This window comes from Corynebacterium sp. TAE3-ERU2 (assembly GCF_019209955.1).
Lineage (GTDB): Bacteria > Actinomycetota > Actinomycetes > Mycobacteriales > Mycobacteriaceae > Corynebacterium > Corynebacterium megadyptis.
In genome coordinates this window covers 1-23,003 of record NZ_JAHUTL010000004.1, presented here as the reverse complement: position 1 = coordinate 23,003, position 23,003 = coordinate 1, and the positions used below count along the sequence as shown (strand labels likewise).

The following is a 23,003-nucleotide window of genomic DNA, read 5'->3' as shown; positions in this document are numbered from 1 at the left end:
TACGCAGAAGGCGGTGATCGTGGCGCTAGATGTGCGCCCGCACCGCCTTTTCGCCTGTGGCGGCCGCCTGGCCCAAGGTGATGGGCTCGAGCTCGCGGTTATGATCCCATACCGTGTCTGCCTCTCCAGCCGGGTAGGAGGTCACGGTATCGCTGGCCGGTTCATAGGTGACCAAGGCCAAAAGATCCGAGGAGGTTTGTTCGCATACCGCCCAGCTATAGCAGGTATTATTCATCCAGCCATCCTCAGCATCATCATTGGACTGAATCGCTGGGGTGGGCGTGATCGAGCGCAGCGTGGGGCCATCATCGAGGGTGGTTTGGTTGTGCAGGGCCCGCAGATAGAAACGACCGGCATTGATATCAAAAGGTTCCATAGCCCCTCATTCTAGAACACCGTTCACCGCTGCCCCGCCCTGTTGCGCTGCCCGCCGCGGTGGTTAGGAACTGGCCGCCGCGCCGGAATAGGATCAACATATGCTCTCGAAGATCCTGCTCTACTACAAGTTCCAGCCCATCGCCGATCCCAAGGCCGTGATGCTGTGGCAGCGCGACCTCTGCGAGTCCCTCGGGCTGCGCGGCCGCATTCTGATCTCCGAGCACGGCATCAACGGCACCGTCGGTGGGCCGATGGATGCCTGCAAGAAATATGCCCGTAAAACCCGCGAATACTTCAAGCCCATGGAGTTCAAATGGTCCGAGGGCGGGGCCGAGGATTTCCCGAAGCTCTCCGTGAAGGTCCGCGATGAGATCGTGTCCTTCGGCGCGCCAGGCGAGCTGAAGGTGAATGACGAGGGCGTGATCGGCGGCGGCGTGCACCTCAAGCCCGAGGAAGTCAATGAGCTGGTGGAGCGGCGCGGCGAGGAGGTGGTGTTCTTCGACGGGCGCAATGCCATGGAGGCGCAGATCGGCAAGTTCAAAAACGCCGTGGTGCCGGATGTCTCCACCACCCACGACTTCATTGCGGAGCTCGAGTCCGGCAAATATGACTGGATGAAGGACAAGCCGGTGGTGTCCTATTGCACCGGCGGTATCCGCTGCGAGGTGCTGTCCAGCCTGATGAAAAACCGGGGCTTCGAGGAGGTCTATCAGATCGATGGCGGCATCGTCCGCTATGGCGAGAAATACGGTAATGCCGGGCTCTGGGAAGGCTCGCTCTACGTCTTTGATAAGCGCATGCACATGGAGTTTGAGGGCGGCGAGTTCACCCAGCTGGGGCATTGCGCCCACTGTGGTGCGGCCACGAATGACTTCCACAACTGCCGCAACCAGGCCTGCCGCAAGCAGACGCTCATGTGTGCGGACTGCGCGGATTCCGTGGGGCATTGCGGCGATGCGGGCTGCGCCGAGATCGCTGCCGCCGCTAGTGGTGACCGTTAACGAACATCCAGCCGAAGCCCGTCATCCACGCCAAGGAGGCGGGGATGAGCACCCAGATGATGGCGAGCCACGGCCGCCACGCCCCATAGCGGGCCCAGGTGCGATAGGTGATCCAAAAAGCGCCGAAGGTGCCGGCTAGGGCCACGCCGAGGGGCACCAGCGAGAACAGAATCTCGTAGCCGCGGCTGCAGATCCATGTCGAGAGCCCAGCCTCGCAGATCGGCCCGCCTTGGGCGCGGGAGATGAGCGCGATCACCAGCCCGGTGAGGACGGTGAGCAGGGGTATCACCAGCGCATAGGCGATGGCTCTGCGCGAGGAGCGGCGGCTGTGCTCGAACCACGCCAGCGGGTCGCGCTCGAATTCCTCGCGGGAGGGGCCGCGGGGCGTGGTGGAGACCCGATCCACGGTGGGATCGAAATACTGTCCCTCGGGCAGGCCGGCGGCGGGCGTGGGGCCGGCCGCAGACTCCGGCCGCGGCGGGCGCGGATCGTCCTCAGACTCGGATTGCATGGCTTCTCACCCCTATAGCTCTGCCTCGTCGCGATTCATCGGGCTATGTATCCAGCCCTTTCTTCGCCACCCTACTCGCCGCCCCGCATCGTGGGTAGGCCCCAGCATGTGGCGCTGCGGTGCTAGTGAGGGCGGGGGCGTAGCACCAGCTCAGTGGGTTGCGCGTCCATCGGCGTGGTAATCACCTGCACCACCGCGCGCGCCACAGTCTCCGCGGTCAGGAACTGGTGCGGATCATAGTCACCGCCCTCATAGGCCACGATGTTGCGCTGCATCCGAGTATCGATGCGGCCCGGGTGGATCGAGGAGACGCGGATGCCGGGCTCCTCCTCGCGCAGCCCATCGCACCAGGCGCGGGCCGCGAACTTGGCGGCGGCATAGCTGCCCCATTCGGGCTTGACCCGGAAACCGGCCCCCGAGTTGAGATACACCATGGTGCCCTGGGCGGCGCGCAGCGCAGGAAGCAGCCGATTCGTCAGCGCTACGGGGCCGTGCAGATTGACGTTAAAAGAATCCTGCCATTCCTGGCTGCTGGCCTCCTCGATGCGGTTGAGCTGGCAGTATCCGGCGCAGTGGATGAGCGCATCGAGGCTAGGGATAGCGGGCACCGCCGAGAGATCAGGCTCGGGGGAGGCGAAATCGAGGCGGAACCAGGTGGCCTGAGAGACGGCAGCCCGGGTCTTGTCCGTGGCGGGTGACTCGCTGCGATAGCTGGCATAGACCACCCAGCCGGCGTCGATAAGCTGCTCGGCGATCTCGCGCCCCACTCCCCCACTGGCGCCGGTTATGAGTGCTGTGCGCATATGTGCGTGTCTCCTATGCGTAGTCTGTGCCCCTTGAGGGGCGGGTTGAGGTTGTGGTCGGGTAGATCATCACCGGCACCCGCGCGTGTTTGAGCACGGCCGAGGTGTGGGAGCCCATGAATACCCGCGCGATGGGGTTGCTATCTTCCGAGCCCACCACGAGCAGATCTGATTTCTTCCACTTCACCGCGTCCATGGCCTCGGACCAGCCGCTGCCGGTAGCTAATTCCGTTTCCACCTGCAGCTCGGGCCGATGCTTGACGACGCTATCTCGCGCCCGATCAAGATTGGCCAGCGCATGTTCCCGGGCGTCATCAGCCAGCACAGACTCGAGCTTGCTATTCGTGGACTTCAGCGCATTGCCCACGCGATCGGGCACGAAGGCCACGATCCGCAGCGGCACGGAGTAGGTCTCGGCCACTGCGGCGGCATGGTCGAAGACGGCGGCGCTGCCGGCCTCTTCGGTGAGCGCGCAGGAGACCCGGTTCACGCCCTTCTTGCCCAGCTTCACCTCGCGCGGGATCAAACCCAAGGGATAGGGGGAGGCGTGCAGCAGCGCATCGGCGGTGGTGCCGGCCAAATAGCGGCCCTTGGGGGCGGCCTGGGCGGGGCCCAGCAGGATGATATCGGCGTGGAAGTCCTCGGCGGCCTGGGTGAGCAGATGCGGCTCGGAGGAGCCATCGGCGAAGACGGCGAGCTTGCTATCGAAGCAGTCTGCGTCCACACCGGCGTCGAGCAGCGCGGCGGTCACCACGTCGCGACTGGCCTCCTCCTGCTTCTTCAACCACTTCTTATACTTTCCTCCCAGTTTGGATAGGGAGGTTTGGGGCCAGGGGCGGGTAAAGGCCAGGATGGCGCGGACGGTGATGGGCCCAGAGCGGTGCAGCCATGCGACGGCATCGAGAATTTCGCTATTGGCGGCGTCGGGCTGCCACGCTATCAATACGCGGAGGCGAGAATCGGACATAAGTGTCTCTGCATGAGCGGCGAGGGCGGGGCCGAGCGCTGCTCATGCGCTCAACTTTCATCTGGGCGGACAAAGGAACGGGGGCGGGCACGCCCCGAGGCTAGTTATTTATCGCCGTTGCGGGTTTGGGCGGTATAGCGCTCGGCGAGGCGATTGATAATCGGCACGATCTCTTCGATGGCGGCGATCTCCTCATCCTCGAGGGTGCTAAACATATCAGCCAGCTGGGCGATACGTTCCTCGCCGACGCGCTCGAGTTCCACAGCGCCCTGCTCGGTCAGCTGCACGCGTACGCCGCGGCGGTCATTATTGTCGCGGACGCGCTCCACCAGGCCGCGGGATTCGAGCTGGTGCAAGGCATTAGAGGCGGTGGGCATGCGAATGCCCTCGCGCTTGGCTAGTTCGCTGATACGCGCCGCTCCATCGGACTTCAGGCGAGACAGGATGGTTAGCTGCGGTCCGGTGAGATCGGAGCGCTCTGCAAGCCGGAAATAGGTGACGTAGAGCTGCGTGAGCGCGGGCCGTGCATTCCGGGCGAGTTCAAAATAAGGTTGCGCGTTCATAGTCCATATTCTATGGCGCGAAACAGTACTGTCCTAAAAATTGTTTAGGTGGAAAAGTATTTCAGCAGGTGGGTGTGCTCTTTGGGGGTAGGTGTCTGTCCGTGGAAGACAGGAGAATACAGTGCGGCCACGGACATCACCGCGTGGAAAATGTCCGTGGCCGTGGCCACCCGAGCGCTGCGTATGCGCCCTGGGGTGGGATTTAGTCGCCGGCGATGAAGCGTTCGAGACGGGCGCGGGCCTCGTCGTCGCCGAGCTGCTGCGGCGGGGACTTCATCAGATAGGAGGAGGCGGCGTCGATCGGGCCGCCAATGCCGCGGTCGAGGGCAATCTTCGCCGCGCGCAGGGCGTCAATAATAATGCCCGCGGAGTTCGGGGAGTCCCACACCTCGAGCTTGTACTCGAGGTTCAGCGGCACCTCGCCGAAGGCCTTGCCCTCGAGGCGCACATAGGCCCATTTGCGGTCATCCAGCCAGCCCACATAGTCGGAGGGGCCGATGTGCACATTGCGATCATCCACCTTGCCCGCCAAGGGGGAGGTCTTCAGGTTGGAGGTGACGGCCTGGGTCTTGGAGATCTTCTTGGACTCCAGGCGCTCGCGCTCGAGCATGTTCTTGAAGTCCATATTGCCGCCGACATTGAGCTGCATGGTGCGCTCGAGGCGCACGCCGCGGTCCTCGAAGAGCTTGGCCATCACGCGGTGGGTGATGGTCGCGCCCACCTGGGACTTGATGTCATCGCCGACGATCGGCACCCCGGCGGCGCGGAACTTCTCGGCCCACTCGGGATCGGAGGCGATGAACACCGGCAGGGCGTTGACGAAGGCGCAGCCGGCGTCGATCGCGGCCTGGGCGTAGAACTTATCGGCCTCCTCGCTACCCACGGGCAGATAACTGACCACCACATCCACCTGGGCGTCCTTGAGGGCCTGCACCACATCCACCGGCTCCTCTTCGGACTCGGTGATGGTCTGCTGATAGTAGCGGCCGAGGCCGTCGTGGGTGGGGCCGCGCTGGACCGTCACGCCGAGATGCGGCAGCTGCGCAATCTGGATGGTGCAGTTCTCGGATGCGCGGGTGGCCTCGGAGAGATCGAGCCCCACCTTGGCGGCATCCACGTCGAAGGCTGCGGCGAATGTGACGTCCTTGACGTGATAGTCGCCGAAGCGCACGTGCATCAGGCCGGGAACGTCATCGCTATCGCGGGCGTCCTTATAAAACTCGACGCCTTCGATCAGCGAGGTGGCGCAGTTACCAACTCCAACGATGGCAACACGGATTTCTCCGCTCATGGGCAAACTCCTTCAAACAAACTTGTACCGCCGCGACACCTCCCACGGGTGGGGGCGCGCACCGCGGCGGGCGAGCACGTCCGCAGTCGTGGGGCTCACTCCTGGGACGCGCAACAATCGTGATTCCTCAGAATCTAGCCCGCGTTTTTGGCCGAGTGCAGGCGCTCAATCGATACAGAACCGCAGTGAACCGATTAAGTTGTGAGCACAGACACAGTATTATCGCCGTGGGCGCCGCTGCCGCGGGGATAGCTAGACTGGCCGCGTGGTTGAATATCGCAATATCGTGAGTCACGAGTGGCATCGCCGCCACACCTTGCGCCTGTATAGCCAAGGGGTGGTCACGCGCGCGGAGATCTGCGAGTGCGATTTCTTGCTGCGAACGGCGGCCGAGTTTCATGGCTCGCCCTCAGCGCGGGACTGCCCGGTATGTTCCTCGCAGAACATGCGGGACGTGCTGTGGATTTATGGCGATGAGGTGGGCCGGGCAGCCGGTTCCGCCCGCAGCGAGGAAGAGATCGCGCAGTTAGTCTCCGCTGGCAAGCTTTTCGACGTCCACCGCGTGGAGGTCTGTCCTGATTGTCATTGGAATCACCTGTTGGCGACAATGGTTGTTTCCCCTCGTACCCGCTATGCTTAACCGATTAGTTAGTTTGTTTGGGCAGGTCGCCGGCCGTCGCTCGCCCGAACGCCGCAATTTCACCCATGGAGATTGGAAGCAACAGTCGTGACTGAACACACCGTGACCGTAGAAGAGAGCGAGGAGAAGACCCGTAACCCGTGGGTCTGGCGCTCGATCCTCATCGCAGTGGTGTTGATTATCCTCGCTCCCTTCGTGGCATTCATGATCGCCTATCTGCTTGTGGATGTTCCGAAGGCCGACCAGCTTGTGAATAAGCAGGTGACGGAGATTTATGCCGGGGATGATGAGACGCAGCTAGCGCGCATCGTGCCCCCGGAGGGTAACCGTGTGGTGGTGCCGCTCTCGGAGATTCCGGAGTCCATGAAGGACGCCACTCTGGCCGCCGAGGATCGCGAGTTTTATACCAATCCCGGCTTTTCCATTACCGGCTTCGGTCGCGCGATTATCGGCCAGCTCACCGGTGACGGCTCCAAGGGCGGCGGCTCCACCATCACGCAGCAGTATGTGAAGATCGCCGTGGTGGGAAATGAGCGCTCCTATGAGCGCAAGCTCAAGGAGCTCGTCTACTCCGCCAAGATGGCCAATGAGTGGTCCAAGGAGCAGGTGTTGGAGTCTTATCTGAACACCATCTACTTGGGCCGCAATGCCTATGGTGTGGCCGCGGCCTCCCAGGCCTATTTCGCCAAGGACTTCACGGACCTTACCCCCGAAGAGTCCGCGCTCTTGGCCGCCGCCATTCAGCGCCCCTCCACCCTCGATCCCTGGAATAACCGGGCCGAGGCGGAGCAGCGCTGGAACTATGTGATGGATGGCATGGTCGAGATCGGTGCCATGAGCCCCGGGGCCCGCGCGGAGGCGCGCTTCCCCGAGGTGATTGACCCCGCCACCGTGCAGTCCAATACCGAGGCCACCGGCACCAATGGTTTGATTAAGGATCGCGTGCTCGCCGAGCTCCAAGGCGTGGGCATCAGCGAGCAGGATGTGCAGACCCGCGGCCTGCGGGTGACCACCACCATCGATACCGATGCGCAGAATGCAGCCCAGGCGGCGGTGGAGAACAACATGCAGGGCGAGCCGGAGAACCTGCGCACCGCAGTGGTCTCCATTAACCCCAAGACCGGTGGTGTCTCCGCCTACTATGGCGGCGAGGACCCGGCCGGCTGGGACTATGCCATTGCCCCGCTGCAGACCGGTTCGACCTTCAAGATCTTCGCTCTCGCGGCGGCCTTGGAGCAGGGCATTCCGCTCTCCCAGTACTACAGCTCCGCCCCAGTACAGACCGGTGATGTCACGGTGACCAACTCTGAGGGGCAAAGCTGCGGTACCTGTACCATCGCCCAGGCGCTGAAGCAGTCGCTGAATACCTCCTTCATCCGCCTCCAGGATGATCTGAAGAATGGCCCCGATGACACCGCCGCCATGGCGCACCGCTTGGGCGTGGCGGAGTCCCTGCCGGGGCTGCCGCACACCCTGAAGGAAGAGAATGGCCATACCCAGCTGGGTGTGGTTCTGGGCCAATACCAGTCCCGCCCCTTCGACTTGGCTGTCGCCTTGGCCACCCTCGCCAATGAGGGCGTGTACAACAAGACGCACTTCGTGCAGAAGGTTGTGACCAATGATGGCGAGGTGCTCTACGAGCACGAGGGTGAAAGCGAGCGCATCGTGGACGAGGAAGTGGCGAACTCGGTGATCCATGCGATGAAGCCGATCGCCGCCTACTCCCGCGGCCACGCCCTGAATGGCCGTGAGTCCGCCGCCAAGACCGGTACCGCCCAGCTGGGCGATACGGGCCAGAACAAGGATGCGTGGATGATCGGCGCCACCCCGCAGCTCTCCACCGCCGTGTGGGTGGGCACCGATGATGGCCAGCCGCTGCTGAACCTTTATGGCGGCAAGATCTGGGGCTCGGGCCTGCCCAGCGATATCTGGAAGTCCACCATGGATGCCGCGCTGGCCAATGCCGACTACGAGAGCTTCCCGGTTCCGACCTCCAACCTGGGCTATGTGGCGCCGCCCGCACCGCCGGCGCCCGCCACCCCGGTGGCGCCGCCCGAGCCCACCACCACCGAGCCGACGGAGACCTCCGAGCCTGCTGAGCCCGCCGAGCCGGAACTGCCGGAGATCCCGGATGTGCCGCTGCCGGCCCCGGCTCCCCCAGCGGAGCCGGCGCAACCGGCGCAGCCCGCACTCCCGAACTTGGGTGATTTGCTGCCGGGCTAGCACCGCGCTCAGCGACGCCTGCTCGCCTTATCGAATCCCCGCTCCCCCACATGCGCAGCCACACTGCACCTGGGAGCGGGGATTCGTGCATCTGGCAGCTAAGCTAAGAACCATGAGTTCCACCACCATCATGATCCTCACGATGGCGAGCGTGTTCATCGGCGCTTGCTGCTTCGGCGGCGGCTACGCGGCCAAGTCCTATGGCAAGAGCAACAAAGCCGTGGTCTCCTGGATTATCGGCGCCTTCTTCTTCGTGCTCCTCGTCCCCCTCATCTTCGCCGTGTTTATGGCAACCGGATTCATTGGTGATGCCGCCATGAACTGAGCCGCAGCTGCCCGACAGGGTTAGTGGGCGGCGAGTGGGCGTCGATAAGCGACCGCCGCCGCGGGGTAGGCAATTGAAAGAGAGCAGGTAGATGGTGTACCTTGAAAAGGTTGCTTGACGCAACGACCCTCCTGCCACGTCCACGATGGGCGCGGCCGAACCACAATTACTAGACCATAGGAGGTGATGAGGTCCGTGCGTCAATACGAACTCATGATCATTCTCGATCCCTCGCAGGATGAACGCACCGTAGCCCCGTCCCTAGATAAGTTCCTTGAGACTGTTCGCAAGGAAAACGGCACCGTTGACAAGGTGGACATTCGCCCGAAGCGTCGTCTGGCTTATCCGATCAACAAGAAGGAAGAGGGCATCTACGTGGTCCTTAACCTGACCTGTGAGTCGGAGACTGTCGTCGAGCTCGACCGCAAGCTGAACCTCAGCGACACGGTTCTGCGCACCAAGGTGCTGCGCACCGATCGCTAATCAGGAACACTGGTAGTAACACCAACCAACGAGCTCCTAAGGAGTCCTGAGACCATGGCACAAGGCGATACCCCGATCACGATTGTTGGCAACCTCGTTGCCGACCCCGAACTGCGTTTTACCCCCTCGGGTGCCGCAGTGGCTAACTTCCGTGTGGCCTCCACTCCGCGACGCTATAACTCGCAGACCGGACAGTGGGAGGACGGCGAGGCGCTGTTCTTGCAGTGCAATGTGTGGCGCCAGGCGGCGGAGAACGTCGCCGAGTCGCTGACTAAAGGTATGCGCGTGATCGTTAATGGTCGGCTCCGCCAGCGCACCTTCGACACCCGCGAGGGAGAGCGCCGCACCGTCTTCGAAGTCGAAGTCGATGAGGTGGGCCCCTCGCTGAAGTACGCTACGGCCTCTGTGAACCGCGTGCAGCGCGGCCAGGGTGGTCAAGGCGGCCAAGGCGGTGGCTTTGGTGGCGCTAACTCTGGCGGTGGCCAGGGCGGATTTGGTGGCGGCCAAGGCGGTGGAAACCGCGGTCAAAGCCAAGGTGGTTTTGGTGGCTATCAGCAACAGTCGCAGAACGACGTCCAGAACGATGATCCGTGGAACTCGGCACCCCCTGCGGGTGGGTTCCAGGGCGATGATGACGACCCGCCATTCTGATCGGCGAGTCCGATGCGCCCGCACGCGGGCATCGGGACCTAATGCGAATACACAACCACTTTTCATTCTTTTCATAAGCGAAAGGCAGGGATCATGAAGCTGATCCTTACGGCTGCCGTAGAGAACCTCGGTGTCCCCGGTGACATCGTCGAGGTGAAGGACGGCTACGGACGTAACTACCTGCTTCCCCGCGGTATGGCCATTGTGGCAACCCGTGGTGCAGAGAAGCAGATCGAAGACATCAAGCGTGTGCGCTCCGAGCGCCAGATCCAGAGCCTGGATCATGCACGCGAGGTCAAGGAGCAGATCGAGGCCCTTGACAACATCACTGTGACCATGCGTACCTCCAGCAAGGGCAAGCTCTTCGGCTCTGTCCAGGCTGGCGACATCGTTAAGGCGATCGAGGCCGCTGGCGGCCCCAAGATCGAGAAGCAGACCATCACCGTGCCGAAGGGTCTCGTCAAGAGCACCGGCGGCTACCAGGTGATTGCTCAGCTGCACGATGACATCAGTGCAAAGGTGAACTTCAAGGTCGTCGCCGCGTAATCTACGCGCACTAGACGGCGGGTCTCACGCATAGAGGAGACCCCAACGACAACAGCGCACCAGGGCCTCTGGTGGGGACACACTCCCCGCTAGGGGCCCTTGGTGTGTCTCGGGGCAGAGTGGGGCTCACAAGGGCGCTGCGGGGCCGGTGCGGCTGGCTTAGCCGGAAGCGCGCATGGCAAAGGGCTGTGGTGCATCTCTCGCCCAGCGTGCCTCTCTAGGGCGCGCTGGTGTGGGGAGATCTATCGACCCCGATGCGTGCGTGGTGTGCGCCCATCGGCAGAGTTATGCACAATCCACAGCCACGTCTGTGGACAAGTGCGATCGTGCTGTGCATAGCGTGTGTATGAGTGATGCATATGGCTCTGGGAGCGGGGGCGACTGGTCCTTCGAGAGGGGGTGCTCGGCGGGTGTGAAGGTGACGATCCGGTGACGTCGAAACTGAGTGTCACTAGCGAAATACCATCTGAGCTGCACAGATATATAAAACCGCAGGTAAACACCACCTAAGCGGCAGGTGAGCAGGAGTTTTAGCTGCTATTTACCTCGCGTACACAGAGTTATCCACAGCACCCTGTGCATAACTACTCCGCAGAGTGTGAAGAATCTCTCCCCCGCAGGCCAGAACGCGCGGAGTTATGCACAGGCGCGGCCCTTGGTGTGGAGCATGCCGAGCGCTGCGCGTACTGTTCCCCTCGTGGCGTGGAGCGGGCTCCTGTGCCCTAGCTCCGACGGCACGCTCAGGGGTGGATAGAATCGAGGTCTGGCATCTCCCGCACCGCGGGTGTGTCCAGGCTGAGTATTGGCGACAGCGAAGGAGCTGAGAGACGTGGCAGGTAGCGCGAACTTTGATGACAACGCCTTCCCGCCGGATCCCGCCGAGGGCGGAGGCGGGCAGGATGCCAGCTACTCCCCCAGTCCGGATCGGCCGGAGGGTTTTCCCGCCGAGGCCATCAGTGATTTTCCCCCGGCGCCCGAGTTTGCGCCCAGTAGCTTCGATGACTCCGCCCCCAGCTATAACCACGCCGGCCCCAACCAGGGTCGATTCGCCCCGCAGCGCAGTGCGGGCCGGGGGCGTGTCGACGACGCCACCCCGCGGGACTATGCCCGGCAACTGCCGCATGACCGCGAGGCGGAGCAGGGCGTGTTGGGGGCGATGCTCATTGCGCCGACGGTGGTCACCGATATCGTCGAGGAGCTCAACCCCGAGGACTTCTATGCGCCGCAGCATCAACTGATCTATCGCGCCATTTTGGATCTCTACGCGGACAATAAGCAGATCGACACCTTCATCGTCCGCGATCGATTGCACCGCCACGGCGATCTGGAGCGGGCCGGAGGCCCCTCCTATCTGGTCACCCTGGCCGAGGTGGTGCCCACCCCTGCCAACGCCCCCTACTACGCGGAGATCGTCTCTGAGAAGGCCGTGCTGCGCCGTTTGGTCTCGGCGGGTACGCGCATCGTCCAGCTGGGCTATGAGGCGGCCGGCGATACCGAGATCGAGGTCATGATCGATCTGGCGCAGCAAGAGGTATTCCAGATCGCGCAGAAGAAGACCGTCACCGATTATGCGGTGCTGGATGATCTGCTGCAGCCGGTGATGGATGAGCTGGATGAGATCGCCCAAAACGGCGGGCTGTCCACCGGCGTGCCCACCGGGTTTATTGATCTCGACCGCATCACCAATGGCTTGCACGCCGGCCAGATGATCATTGTGGCGGCCCGACCTGGTGTGGGTAAATCCACCATCGCCCTAGACTTCATGCGCTCCTGTTCGATCAAGCACAATATGGCCTCGGTGCTCTTCTCGCTCGAGATGTCCAAGTCCGAGATCGTCATGCGTCTGCTCTCTGCCGAGGCGGAGGTGAAGCTCTCCGATATGCGCTCGGGCACCATGTCCGATGATGACTGGGCGCGTATCGCGCAGCGGGCCGGGGAACTCAGCGAGGCACCGCTGTTTATCGATGACTCCCCGAACCTGACGATGATGGAGATCCGCTCGAAGGCCCGCCAGCTCAAGGACAAGCATGATCTGCAATTGATCGTGGTGGACTACCTGCAGCTGATGAGCTCCGGCAAGAAGGTGGAGTCCCGCCAGCAAGAGGTGTCCGAATTCTCCCGCCAGCTCAAATTGTTGGCCAAGGAGCTAGAGGTGCCGCTGGTGGCGGTGGCCCAGCTCAACCGTGGCCCCGAGTCGCGCACGGATAAGCGCCCCCAGCTGGCGGATCTGCGTGAGTCCGGCTCCTTGGAGCAGGACGCCGATATGGTGATGCTGCTCTATCGCCCCGACTCCCAGGACCTCGAGGATGTGCGCGCCGGCGAGGCAGATATCATCCTGGCGAAGCACCGTGGTGGCCCCATCGGCACCGTCGAGGTCGCCCACCAGCTGCATTACTCGCGCTTCAAGGACTTGGCCCGCGCCTAAACGCGGGCGGTGCCGCCTAGCGTTCTTCGCGGGCGGCAATCACACTATCGATGGCTTCCGACAGCGGCTGATAGTGGTTGAGCAGCCGCTCCACGGCCTCCTCGCCATTGCCCTCGGCGATGGCATCCACGATGCCTTGGTGGGCGGTGGCGAGCGGCTGGCTGCTGGGATCCGACTCGAACACGGGGTGCTCGCCGAAGCGCTCGGCTACCGCCTCCAGCAGCGAGAAATACACATTCAAGATGGCGTCGTTCAGCTGCTTCAGCGTGCGCGAACGCAGCGGGGCGAAGAGCTGGTTGTGGAAGCGATAATCCAACTCCACGGTGGAAGAGCCGGCGCGCTCGGCCGCGGCCATCTCCTCCACGGTGTCCTGCAATTGCGCGATCAGCGTCTGCTTCGCGGCGTCGTCCTCGGCCACATAATTCATCACGATGGGCAGGAAGGCCACCTCGAGGCCGCGGCGCAGCGTGATGATGTCCTTGGCCTCGTTGCCGCCGGAATTGAGCGAGAGCATGCCCTGGAAGATCAGCGCCGGAGTCAGCGGGGCCAGAGGATTGCCCGCGACGAAGGTGCCGGTGCCGCGGCGCACCTCCACCATGCCCACGGCCTCCATCACCTTGATGGCCTCGCGAATGGAGTTGCGGGAACAGCCAAGAATGCGCTGGAGCTCCGGCTCGGGCGGAATGGGATCGCCATTGACCAGCCCAGTCTTCAGAATATAGCGCGCGATCTCCTGTACCAGCTGATCCGAGCGGGTGGTGGGCCGGTGGCCCATGCGGCCGAAATAGGCGTTGTCGGTAGTCACTGTGTGTCCTCGTTGTCGTTTCCGGAAGTTACACAGCACACACTGTCTCGGCGGTCTGCTCCTGCGGCACGCGACCGCATATAAAACCGGTGACAAGGCTGATGAGGAACTCCGGTGCAGTTTCTCGGTTGTCGAACAGTCTACAAAATCGACATCAGCCCAGAAGTAGTGCGCCACCCACAGCAACGACTCGGAGGTAGGTGAGCCTAGTCTCGCGACTTCGTGGTCGCCGCGGCGGGGGTGAGGAAGCTCGAGCGGAATCGCCGCAGCCGCAGCGAGTTAGTCACCACAAATACACTCGACAGGCTCATGGCCAATCCCGCGAGCATCGGATTCAACAGGCCCAGGGCGGCCACGGGGATGAGCACGATGTTGTAGATAAACGCCCAGAACAGGTTGCCTTGGATCACCCGCAGCGTCGCTCGCGATAGCTGTAACGCATCAACGGTGGCCCGCAGATCCGAGTGCATGAGGGTGATATCGGCGGCCTCGATGGCCACATCCGTGCCCCCGCCCATGGCGATGCCGAGATCTGCCTCGGTGAGGGCGGCGGCGTCATTGATCCCATCGCCGACCATCGCCACGGTGCGCCCTTGCTCGGCGAGCGCCGCGACGTGGCGCACCTTATCCTCCGGCAGCACCTCGGCGATCACGTTCTCCTCCGCGATGCCCACCTGGCGGGCCACATGCCGCGCCGCCTGCTGGTTATCGCCGCTGAGTATCCACGGCTGCAGCCCTAAGTCCTGGAGCTGACTGATGGCGGCAGCGGCCTCCTCGCGGGGCGCATCGGATACGGCGATCACGCCCACAGGTGCCTCGTCGACGCGCACCAACACCACGGTGGCGCCGGTCTCGCGCAGTTCGCTCACCACCTCGGGGAGGTCCGCTGCTCCTGGCTTGACGACGCTCACCCGCTGCCCCTCCACCACGGCGCTAACCCCCTGCCCCGCGGTGGCGAGAAACTCGCTGGCGGCAGGCACGGTGATCCCGCGTTCGGCGGCGGCACGGCAGATCGCGCGCCCCACCGGGTGCTCGCTGCCCGACTCCGCCGCCGCGGCACGGGCCATAAGCTCCTCCTCCGAGACCCCCGTGGCGTAAAGGGCGCTGATGGACATCTGCCCCGTGGTGATCGTGCCCGTTTTATCCAGCACAATGGTATCGGCGTGGCGGGTGGATTCCAGCACTTCGGGGCCCTTAATCAGGATGCCCAGCCGGGCGCCTCTGCCCGTGCCCACGAGCAATGCCGTCGGAGTAGCTAGCCCCAGCGCGCAGGGGCAGGCGATGATGAGCACCGCTACCGCAGCCGCGAAGGCATCGGCCACGGAGCCATCCTGCAGCAGCAGGTGGGCGCCGAGGGTGAGCAGCGCTATGGCGATCACCACGGGCACAAATACCTGGGAGATCCGATCCACCAGCCGCTGCACAGGCGCCTTGCGGGCCTGGGCGTCGCTGACCAGCCGGCCGATCTGGGCCAAGGTGGTATCCGCGCCCACCCGGGTGGCCTCCACGATCAGCCGGCCCGTGGTATTGAGAGTGGCGCCGGTGACCGTCGCGCCGGGATCGACCTCGATGGGCATGGACTCGCCGGTGAGCATGGATTCATCCACCGCGGAATGCCCCTCGATCACCCGCCCATCGGTGGGGATCTTCTCCCCGGGGCGCACGACGCAGTGATCGCCCACCGCCACTTGGGCGCTGGGAATGCGCACTTCTCGCCCATCGCGCAGCACCGCGGCTTCTCGCGCGCCCAGGTTGAGCAATTCCGTAAGCGCCTGGGAGCTGCGTCCCTTCGCCCGCTCCTCGAACCAGCGCCCGAGCAGCAAAAACACGATCACCATGGAGGCGGTTTCCAGATAAATCTGATCCATGCCCGCGGCGGCGTGCGCGGAGAGGCTCATATGCATGTGCATTCCTGGCTGCCCTGCCGAGCCGAGGAAAAGGGAGTACAGCGACCAGAGGAACGCCGCCGTCGTGCCCATGGAGATGAGCGTGTCCATGGTGAAGGCGCCGTGGCGCGCATTCCGCACGCAGGCGCGATGGAAGGGCCAGCCGCCCCACACATACACCGGGGCGGCAAGGGTGAGCGCGGCCCACTGCCAGTACTGGAATTGCAGGGCCGGCACCATGGACAGCAGCATCACCGGCAGCGCCAATAACGCGGAGACGATCACCCGCTGCTTCAGCTCTGCTTGATAGCGGGCGTGCTCCTGTTCCGCCCGCGCGGGGGCGTCCGCGGCCGCCTCCGTTGGCGGTGTGGCGGCGTCGACAGGCGCGGCGGTGGAGTCGCTCATGATGAAGGCGTCATAGCCGGTGGTGCGCACCACGTCGAGAAAGTCCGCGGTGGAATGCAGCGCCGGGTCGAAGGCGATGCGGGCGGTCTCGGTGGCGAAATTCACCGTCGCCTGCGTGCCCTCGAGCTTGTTCAGCTTGCGCTCCACCCGCGAGGAGCAGGACGTGCAGGTCATGCCCGTTACTCCTAGATCGACATGCTCCAATGCGGTGCTGTCCTGCATATATTCTCCTTCTCTTCCCTCGTGGGCCCCATGCTACCTCCATACCCCTAGGGGGTATAGAGGTGAGTGAAAAAGACCACTCACCTGCACGAGATGAGTGGCGGAGCCGAGACTAGTCCTCGACGACAACCTCGTAGCCGGCCTCTTCGATCGCGGCGGTCACACCCTCATCGGTGAAGCCATGGCCGGTGACGCGGACAATGCCCCGCTCAACATCAACATCGACACCCTGGGTGCCGGCAACAAACTCCAGCTCCTGCTCCACTGCCTTGGCGCAGTGCTCGCAGGTCATGCCCTTAACCTTGTAGTTCTTCATGCCCATGTTTACTCTCAATTCCTTAGCAAATCATCGCGCGGCGTCTGCATGCGCCGCGGCTGGTCATACGTGCGGTACGGCTCTCTGGCGCCGCAGGGCGGCCCCGCTCGGGGCCCGCCTGGCGCGGCGTACATTAACCGATACTAACCCCTCCCCGATCCCGCGTGCCGCAGCCACCCCAGTGTCCGCGTGTGGCCCACGTCAGCTGCGCGCTATGGGCTCGTGAGAGGGTGCAGGACCACACTGCGGAATGAACCCCGCTCCGGCGGCGTTGCACCCCCATGTAGCCTTGAAACCACGGTCTACGTACACCAAAAGATAATGAAGGAGATTGGCCACCATGGCAACCATCGAATTGAATGAGAACAACTTCCAGGACACGGTTACCGGCGAGGGCATTGTGCTCGTGGATTGCTGGGCCGCATGGTGTGGCCCCTGCCGCGCCTTCAAACCCACCTTTGAGAAGGCCTCCGAGGAACACACGGACGCCACGTTCGGCACCCTGGATACCGAGAACAATCAGGGCCTTGCCGCTGCACTAGAGATTCAGTCCATCCCGACCTTGATGATTTTCCGCGATGGCATTCTGGTCTATCGCGAGGCCGGCGCCCTGCCGCCCGCCGCGCTGGAGGACCTCATCACCCAGGTGAAGGGGCTGGACATGGACGAGGTGCGCAAGCAGGTCGAGCAGGCGCAGAACGAGCAGGGCTAAGCCTGACTATGCGGCGCAGCCATCCAGCGCACTCTGGTGCTCTGGGTGATGCGCGCCCCCTCCCCACCTTCTGGGCGCCGTGGAGCGCTCGGACCGTGGGGATTTTCTCTACACTGAAGCTACAACTGCGGTTGCGCAGGCACAGCGTGCGCTGCCGTCTCTCGTGACCGCCACCAAGCAGAAAAAGGTAAGGACACTGATCTAGATGGCTAATCCACTGAGCAAGGGCTGGAAGTACCTCATGGCCTCCTTCGACAATGCGATCGATGAGAACGCCGATCCGCAGGTGCAGATCAATCAGGCTGAGGAGGCGGCGAAGAAGCAGCATCGCGAGATCGCCGAGCATGCGGCCTCCATCATTGGCCAGCAGCGCCAGTTGGAGATGAAGCTCAACCGCCTCGTGGAGGACCAAAAGAAACTCGATGAGCAGTCGCGCACCGCGGTGCGGGCCGCTGATAACGCCCGCGCTCAGGGCGATGAGCGGGCTGGGGCGGAATATGACGCCACCGCCGAGGTGATCGTGAGCCAGCTGGTGGCGGTAGAGAACCAGATCGAGGATGTGCGCAACCAATACGAGCAGGCGGTGCAGGCGGCAGACCAGGCCAAGGCCACCGCGAAGCAGTCGGAGGCGCGCCTGCAGGAGCAGCTCAGTGAGCTGACCCAGCTGCGCAGCCAAGCCGAGCATGTGGAGATGCAAGAGACGAATGCCAAGGCCATGGACTCCATGGGGCAGTTCTCCCAGGACGATTCCGTGCCCACCCTCGATAGCGTGCGCGAGAAGATCGAGAGCCGCTACGCCACCGCGCTCGGGGCGCAGGAACTCACGGTGAACACCGTGAATACCCAGATGCAGGAGATTCAGGCCGCCGGCCGCGATATGGCCGCCCAGTCGCGGCTGGAGAAGATTCGTTCCGAGATGCAGGGCGAGCTGAGCGCCGCCCAGGATGCTCCCGCCGAGCTCTCCCGCGGTAGCGAGCCCGAGGATGCCGAAGAGGTTGCACCCGAGAACGCCGCGACGGATTCTGAGCAGGATTCCGACCGCTAGCTGCAGTGATAGCGCCACACCTAGGTGCACAGCACGAGCCGCCACCATTGATCCCCTGCGCGGGATCCGGTGGCGGCTCGTGTATGTCTCTGCGGCGCGTGGGCGCCCACAGCCGGTGCTAGAAGTCGCGTCCGCTCAAATTGATGAGCACGCCGCGAATACCCGAGTGGAAACCATCGCGCAGACTGACGCGCTGCGATTCAGTGAGCGTGTATTCATGCAGGGTTTCGCAGGCGAATTGCAGCAGCGGCCGATCAATCTCCGGGGGCAGGCCACCGCCGGAGAGCATATGGGCTTGGTCACGCTGCTCGGAGGAGGCGGCATTATCGAACCACCACGAGGCGTATTGCTGGCCCACATCGAAGGGGGTTTGGAATCCCGCAGAGGCCCATACCTCATTCGGCAGGGGCACATAGCGCGAGCGTAGCTTGCGACGGCGCGCCATCATGGAGGGCTTGGGCGTCGGTTTCGGCGTGGGCTTCGGCACGGGGCCGCTTGTCGACGCCGCGCTCCGGCGATTCTCCGTGCCGGTGGAGCTCTCCCTTGCCGCCTCGGACTGTGGGGCTGGGCTGCTCTCCGGCTCCTGCTTCTCGGCAGCTGGCTGCTGCTGATTCTGGGCGATATCTGCCGGGGTAGGTTGCGGCACGGGCTCTGGGGTATCCCCCGAGAGGTGTGCTGGGGTGAGCCCCGCTGCGGCACTCGGGGTGGAGAGCGTGGCGGGCGCATCGGCGCACGGTTCCGTGGTGGATGTGGCGGCCTGCTCCGATTCGGTGGACTCCGTGCCGGAATAGGGGCGGTCATCATCGGTTTCGGCGGGCTCGCCCGGGCGGGTCAGCAGCGGCGAATCGCTGCGGTTGCGCTGGTGCTCGCCGGAGTCCGCAGAGTTCTCGGAGGCTGCCGGCTGTTCGGGAGGTGCTGGGCTTTCGGGTGTGTCCTGTTTCTCGGCCGAGGTGTCCCCCGGCGTTGCTGCACTCTCGCTCGTGCTCTCGCCGGCGGCTGGGGGCTGCTCGGAGCTGTCCGTCGCGGAGGAGGAGTCACAGGGGGACGAGGGGCGCGGCTGTGCGCGGTTGCCATGGCTGAGCGTGGTGCCCGGCACCGAGCAGGGCGAGGTATCGTCCAAGGGCTCGGCATCGCCGATGGGCTTGGGGCGAACCTGCGGGGGCAGCGGGCCTTCTAGGACCTGCAATTGCATGCACTCCGCGAAATCCTCGCGGGGATCCAAAATAGTGGTGGTATCGCAGGCGTGGCGCAGTGCGGAGGACATGGAGTCCCAGCCGAAGCCGTAGAGGTGTACCCGCACGCCCGCCATCGAGGCCTCTTGGACGCCTGGGATCATATCCGCATCGCCGGAGACCAGCACCATGTCCGTACAGGTGCCGCGCACTCCGGCGAGAACCATGTCCGCGACGAGGCGGGTGTCCACGGCCTTTTGGGTGCGGCGCTCGCCCCATTCGATGAGCTGGCCGGCGCGGAGCAGCACGCCATCGCAGGTGCGCAAGGCTCGTTGATAGCGGTGGGGGCCGGAATCGGGGAGCCCGTCGTACCACAGCTGGCGGTGAATCGGCTGGCCCAGCTGGTCCTGGATCATCTGACCCAGGACCGCTACCACCTCGGGAAGATCAATCTCTAACTGGGCGCGGGCCCCTGTTTCCCATGAGTTATAAAAGCTGGCTAGAAGGTAGGAAGTGTCTACAAATACCTGTGTACGAGGCAACATGGCTAATGGTTGTCATCCGTTTCTCATTAATAATCATCTGTATAAAAACGGGGGTAAAGATGTACCCTCCGTGTGCCTTATAGTGTGCCCTATGTGCACCCCTCGCGTCGAAAAGGCACATCGTCTCCTCCCCCCAATCTTTCTGTGACCAGCACTTCGGGTGGGCTTGTGCGGCGGCAGGGTGGTCGGTCGCGATGAGCTGCGTCCAGTTGCGTATGTCGGTAGCCCTTGTCATCTGGGTTGGTTAGTTATATGGTTAGTTACACCAGTAACCAACCAATGAGCCTGCGGGGTGGCGTCGACAAGCCTCCGCCCCGAAGGGCGCGTGTGTGAGAAGGAGGAGGCATGGATGAAGCCACTGCTCCCCTCTTCCGGCAGATTGCCACCCTCGTTGAGGATTCCATTGTGGAGGGCTCCCTCGCTCCCGGGGAGCGTGCCCCGTCCACCAATGAGTTAGCGGAATTTCATTCCATTAATCCGGCAACTGCCCGAAAGGGGCTGACATTGCTTGTCGATATCCGCGTTCTCGAGAAGCGTCGCGGCATCGGGATGTTCGTGACGGACGACGCCCGAGAGCTGATCCTCGCTAGGCGGCGCGAGGAATTTGCCGCGAGTTTTCTCGCGCCACTTATTGATGAAGCCGTCAAGCTGGGTATCGCCCGCGCTGAATTGCACACCCTGATTGATCGAGTTGCAGAAAGTAGAGGCCTCTACCAATGAGCATCGTCCATACACACAACCTGTCTAAGTCCTATGGCTCGCACACCGTGCTCCGCGGCGTGAGCATCGATCTGCAGGCCGGTTCGCTTTATGGTCTGCTCGGGCGCAACGGCACCGGTAAGTCCACGCTGCTCACCATCCTCGCGGGCCAAAACAAAGCCAGCGCAGGTGAGCTGAGCGTCTTCGATAGTGCGCCCTTCGATAATTCCGCCGTGATGGATCGCTGCGTCTATGCCGGAATCGATAACCCCTACCCCGGGCCGTGGAGCGTGAGCACGATTCTCGACCTCGCTGCTCGCCGCTACCCGCGTTTCGATTCAGCTCGGGCCACAGAGATGACCGCGCAGTTCGGGCTCGCGCCACACGCATCCTATGCGGATCTCTCCCGGGGCCAGCGCTCCATGGTGGGCGCCATCGTCGGGCTCTGTGCGCGCGCCGAGCTGACCTTGCTGGATGAACCCTATTTGGGCCTCGACGCCCAGAACCGCGAACTCTTCTACTCCCTATTGCGTGAGGAGCAGCAACTCCACCCGCGCACCATCGTGATGGCCACGCATCAGCTCGAAGAGCTCGCCCTCGTGATCGATGAAGTGCTCGTGCTCTCCCCCACGGGTGAATTTGTGGGGCAACTTCCCGTCGAAGATATCGACGATGCCTACCGCTTTGTCACCGTCCCGCGGGCCGATAGTGAGGGCCTTGTGCAGGCGCTGAGTTCCGAAATTCTCAGCCGCCGCGATGGCCGCACCCATAGCCGCTTCATGGTCCCCGCCGCAGCTGTGGAGGCAGCGGAGCTACAGGGGCACAGCGTGCGCATCGATACTCCGAGCTTGGCCGATGTGTTCCAGGCGCTGACAGAAACCCCCAGTTCCACCCACTAACTTCACTCCACCGCCACGTATATAAGGAGGCAGACATGACAGCCACAGAATTTGCGCGCCCGCTGCGTTCCAGCGTGCGCATGAACGCGAAGTGGATCGATATTCTCGCCATGCTGGGCTTGGGCCTTGTGGGTTTGATCAGCTACTTCATGGTTCCACCAGCGCAAGCGGTGATGAGTGCGCTCCTCGTGCTCGCCGCTTATGCCGGTCTCCGCAACAAAGTGGTGTTCGGAGCGTGGGCTTTGGGAGTTAATCACGCGGGAAGAATGCGCCTGCTCGCCGGAGCCTTGATACTGGCGGTCCTGACGCAGCTACCAGCCTGCATCATCGTGGCCGGGGCATTATTCGCCGAGAATCCGCGCTGGTGGTGGAATGGTTTTCTCGGGCTGGGCCTCTGTGCTACCGCCATCTATGTCCTCGAAGCGCTGTGGTTCCAACGCGCGCACGATCGACCGGAATTGGCGCGGGCGATGGAACCCAAGGTATGGGCCACTCGCCCCACCCTGGTGCTCATGCGGGCCTGCAAGGGCCTGCCGTTGCCGGTGCAGCTGATACTCCCGCCACTGCTTGTCTTCTTCGTGATCGCCCAGATTATCGCCCTAGGCTCGCAGGCATGGGAGTGGACGGAACCGCAGCCGCTGATGGGAATGGTCGCGCTCGTGCTCAGCCTCGGAGGGTTGATTGTTGCCCAAGAGCCCGGTTCCCTCGGAACGTGGCGGAGCTTCGGGCTCACGCGAAAACAGTGGTTCGGCACCTGCCTGAGCGCCATGGTGCTCTATGCGTTTATAGCCGCAGGGTGCTCGAAGCTGCTTGCCGCTCTTATTGGCTATGACACCTCCGTCATGAGCTATCCCACCCTCGCGCTGCGGGCATTGGCCTTCATGCTCGTCTACCTCGCGCTCTATACCTTCGACAACAAAGTGGCGATCTTTGGAATTCCAGGGACTGCGATCCTCGCCAGCTCCGGTATGCAGATCGCCGAGTTCTACGGTATCGACATGGTGCTCAGCCTGGTGATCCTCATGGTGGCCCTAGTCGTGGCGATGATCAACATCTTCCTCCGTGGAACACAGACCCCCATACGGTGCGGGGTGTATCGCTAGTACGGGCTAGGTACTTCTCCCTGAGTGTGTGCTCGGGCGGGTGCTTGGGTGCGTGCTTGGGTGTGGCCCGGGCGCGTGCTCGGTGGCGGCTACGGACGGCCTAGGTGGGGCGCGGCCGCATAAGAGCCACGTTGCATGGTTATGAACATCAGAAAAACAGTTAGTGACCTGCGGGTTTGTGTTGTTATAGAGTGCTGTGTAGTGTTTATCGAGTCGCTGCGGCACGGACGAGCGAAAAGCTTCCGTTCGAGCAGCAGTGAGTGTTGTTTGAGAACTCGATAGTGTGCCAGCTTTGTTTTGTTGATGTGTGCTGCTTTTGTTGTGGTGTGCGTGTTTGGTTGTGTGTGGATCAGGTGCCCTTGTGATTGGGGTTTGTTTGGTCGCATG

Annotated in this window: 23 protein-coding genes; 13 read left to right on the top strand and 10 right to left on the bottom strand. The window is 63.1% G+C overall.

Annotated elements, in window-relative coordinates; genetic code table 11:
* Positions 1–25: 25 nt before the first annotated feature.
* A complete protein-coding gene (locus KRX12_RS06480; protein WP_218364857.1) occupies positions 26–376 on the bottom strand; it encodes a hypothetical protein in 351 nt (116 codons plus the stop codon).
* A gap of 100 nt (positions 377–476) precedes the next feature.
* Between KRX12_RS06480 and KRX12_RS06475 the strand changes: the two genes are divergently transcribed.
* On the top strand, positions 477–1,379 hold the full coding sequence (locus KRX12_RS06475; protein WP_218366113.1) for a rhodanese-related sulfurtransferase: 903 nt from the start codon (positions 477–479) through the stop codon (positions 1,377–1,379).
* Here KRX12_RS06475 and KRX12_RS06470 read toward each other — a convergent pair.
* From KRX12_RS06470 to KRX12_RS06450, 5 genes are all read right to left on the bottom strand, one after another.
* Positions 1,363–1,890: a DUF4133 domain-containing protein gene (locus tag KRX12_RS06470; protein WP_255550135.1), complete on the bottom strand. Its 528-nt coding sequence runs from the start codon at positions 1,888–1,890 to the stop codon at positions 1,363–1,365. The genes KRX12_RS06475 and KRX12_RS06470 overlap by 17 nt on opposite strands.
* A gap of 122 nt (positions 1,891–2,012) precedes the next feature.
* Entirely contained in the window at positions 2,013–2,693 is a 681-nt protein-coding gene (locus KRX12_RS06465; protein WP_218366112.1) for an SDR family oxidoreductase, read from the bottom strand.
* 13 nt (positions 2,694–2,706) lie between these two features.
* Positions 2,707–3,660, bottom strand: coding sequence for a universal stress protein (locus tag KRX12_RS06460; RefSeq protein ID WP_218364860.1), 954 nt, complete (start codon positions 3,658–3,660; stop codon positions 2,707–2,709).
* A 104-nt stretch (positions 3,661–3,764) separates the two neighbouring features.
* Positions 3,765–4,223: a MarR family transcriptional regulator gene (locus tag KRX12_RS06455; protein ID WP_151529714.1), complete on the bottom strand. Its 459-nt coding sequence runs from the start codon at positions 4,221–4,223 to the stop codon at positions 3,765–3,767.
* A 202-nt stretch (positions 4,224–4,425) separates the two neighbouring features.
* Positions 4,426–5,514: an inositol-3-phosphate synthase gene (locus KRX12_RS06450; protein WP_218364861.1), complete on the bottom strand. Its 1,089-nt coding sequence runs from the start codon at positions 5,512–5,514 to the stop codon at positions 4,426–4,428.
* Positions 5,515–5,779: 265 nt separating this feature from the next.
* On the opposite strand from KRX12_RS06450, the gene KRX12_RS06445 reads away from it, so the two are divergent.
* The 7 genes from KRX12_RS06445 to dnaB all read left to right on the top strand — a co-directional run bounded on the left by KRX12_RS06445 (position 5,780) and on the right by dnaB (position 12,807).
* A complete protein-coding gene (locus tag KRX12_RS06445) occupies positions 5,780–6,154 on the top strand; it encodes a DUF5318 family protein (protein ID WP_151640983.1) in 375 nt (124 codons plus the stop codon).
* Between the two features lie 87 nt (positions 6,155–6,241).
* Positions 6,242–8,377: a transglycosylase domain-containing protein gene (locus KRX12_RS06440; RefSeq protein ID WP_218366111.1), complete on the top strand. Its 2,136-nt coding sequence runs from the start codon at positions 6,242–6,244 to the stop codon at positions 8,375–8,377.
* Between the two features lie 112 nt (positions 8,378–8,489).
* Positions 8,490–8,702: a hypothetical protein gene (locus KRX12_RS06435; RefSeq protein ID WP_255549200.1), complete on the top strand. Its 213-nt coding sequence runs from the start codon at positions 8,490–8,492 to the stop codon at positions 8,700–8,702.
* 195 nt (positions 8,703–8,897) lie between these two features.
* Positions 8,898–9,185, top strand: a complete 288-nt coding sequence (gene rpsF, locus KRX12_RS06430; RefSeq protein ID WP_192795935.1) for a 30S ribosomal protein S6 — start codon at positions 8,898–8,900, stop codon at positions 9,183–9,185.
* A gap of 54 nt (positions 9,186–9,239) precedes the next feature.
* A complete protein-coding gene (locus KRX12_RS06425) occupies positions 9,240–9,836 on the top strand; it encodes a single-stranded DNA-binding protein (protein WP_218364864.1) in 597 nt (198 codons plus the stop codon).
* A 93-nt stretch (positions 9,837–9,929) separates the two neighbouring features.
* Positions 9,930–10,382 (top strand): 50S ribosomal protein L9, encoded by a 453-nt coding sequence (gene rplI / locus KRX12_RS06420; RefSeq protein ID WP_151529720.1) that lies wholly within the window; start codon positions 9,930–9,932, stop codon positions 10,380–10,382.
* A 952-nt stretch (positions 10,383–11,334) separates the two neighbouring features.
* Positions 11,335–12,807 (top strand): replicative DNA helicase, encoded by a 1,473-nt coding sequence (gene dnaB, locus KRX12_RS06415; protein WP_370625563.1) that lies wholly within the window; start codon positions 11,335–11,337, stop codon positions 12,805–12,807.
* Positions 12,808–12,823: 16 nt separating this feature from the next.
* Here dnaB and KRX12_RS06410 read toward each other — a convergent pair whose 3' ends face one another.
* The 3 genes from KRX12_RS06410 to KRX12_RS06400 all read right to left on the bottom strand — a co-directional run bounded on the left by KRX12_RS06410 (position 12,824) and on the right by KRX12_RS06400 (position 16,447).
* The gene (locus KRX12_RS06410) at positions 12,824–13,612 is read right to left on the bottom strand and encodes an FCD domain-containing protein (protein WP_218364866.1); all 789 of its coding nucleotides are present in this window, start codon (positions 13,610–13,612) and stop codon (positions 12,824–12,826) included.
* A gap of 206 nt (positions 13,613–13,818) precedes the next feature.
* On the bottom strand, positions 13,819–16,125 hold the full coding sequence (locus KRX12_RS06405; protein ID WP_218366109.1) for a cation-translocating P-type ATPase: 2,307 nt from the start codon (positions 16,123–16,125) through the stop codon (positions 13,819–13,821).
* Positions 16,126–16,237: 112 nt separating this feature from the next.
* The gene (locus tag KRX12_RS06400; RefSeq protein WP_151529724.1) at positions 16,238–16,447 is read right to left on the bottom strand and encodes a heavy-metal-associated domain-containing protein; all 210 of its coding nucleotides are present in this window, start codon (positions 16,445–16,447) and stop codon (positions 16,238–16,240) included.
* A 334-nt stretch (positions 16,448–16,781) separates the two neighbouring features.
* Here KRX12_RS06400 and KRX12_RS06395 point away from each other — a divergent pair, with 334 nt between their 5' ends.
* Both KRX12_RS06395 and KRX12_RS06390 read left to right on the top strand, forming a co-directional pair.
* The gene (locus KRX12_RS06395) at positions 16,782–17,153 is read left to right on the top strand and encodes a co-chaperone YbbN (protein WP_151529725.1); all 372 of its coding nucleotides are present in this window, start codon (positions 16,782–16,784) and stop codon (positions 17,151–17,153) included.
* 205 nt (positions 17,154–17,358) lie between these two features.
* Positions 17,359–18,198 (top strand): PspA/IM30 family protein, encoded by an 840-nt coding sequence (locus tag KRX12_RS06390; RefSeq protein ID WP_218366108.1) that lies wholly within the window; start codon positions 17,359–17,361, stop codon positions 18,196–18,198.
* A 118-nt stretch (positions 18,199–18,316) separates the two neighbouring features.
* Here KRX12_RS06390 and KRX12_RS06385 read toward each other — a convergent pair whose 3' ends face one another.
* Positions 18,317–19,915 (bottom strand): NYN domain-containing protein, encoded by a 1,599-nt coding sequence (locus tag KRX12_RS06385; RefSeq protein ID WP_218366107.1) that lies wholly within the window; start codon positions 19,913–19,915, stop codon positions 18,317–18,319.
* Between the two features lie 345 nt (positions 19,916–20,260).
* Between KRX12_RS06385 and KRX12_RS06380 the strand changes: the two genes are divergently transcribed.
* Genes KRX12_RS06380 through KRX12_RS06370 form a run of 3 tightly spaced genes read left to right on the top strand, consistent with a single transcriptional unit; the run spans position 20,261 to position 22,616 of the window.
* A complete protein-coding gene (locus KRX12_RS06380; protein ID WP_151529728.1) occupies positions 20,261–20,635 on the top strand; it encodes a GntR family transcriptional regulator in 375 nt (124 codons plus the stop codon).
* Positions 20,632–21,513 carry an ATP-binding cassette domain-containing protein gene (locus KRX12_RS06375; RefSeq protein WP_218366106.1) on the top strand — a complete coding sequence of 294 codons (882 nt, stop codon included), beginning with the start codon at positions 20,632–20,634 and terminating at the stop codon, positions 21,511–21,513. The genes KRX12_RS06380 and KRX12_RS06375 overlap by 4 nt, the downstream gene beginning before the upstream one ends.
* Positions 21,514–21,548: 35 nt before the next feature.
* Positions 21,549–22,616, top strand: a complete 1,068-nt coding sequence (locus tag KRX12_RS06370) for a hypothetical protein (protein ID WP_218364871.1) — start codon at positions 21,549–21,551, stop codon at positions 22,614–22,616.
* The last annotated feature ends 387 nt before the right edge of the window (positions 22,617–23,003 follow it).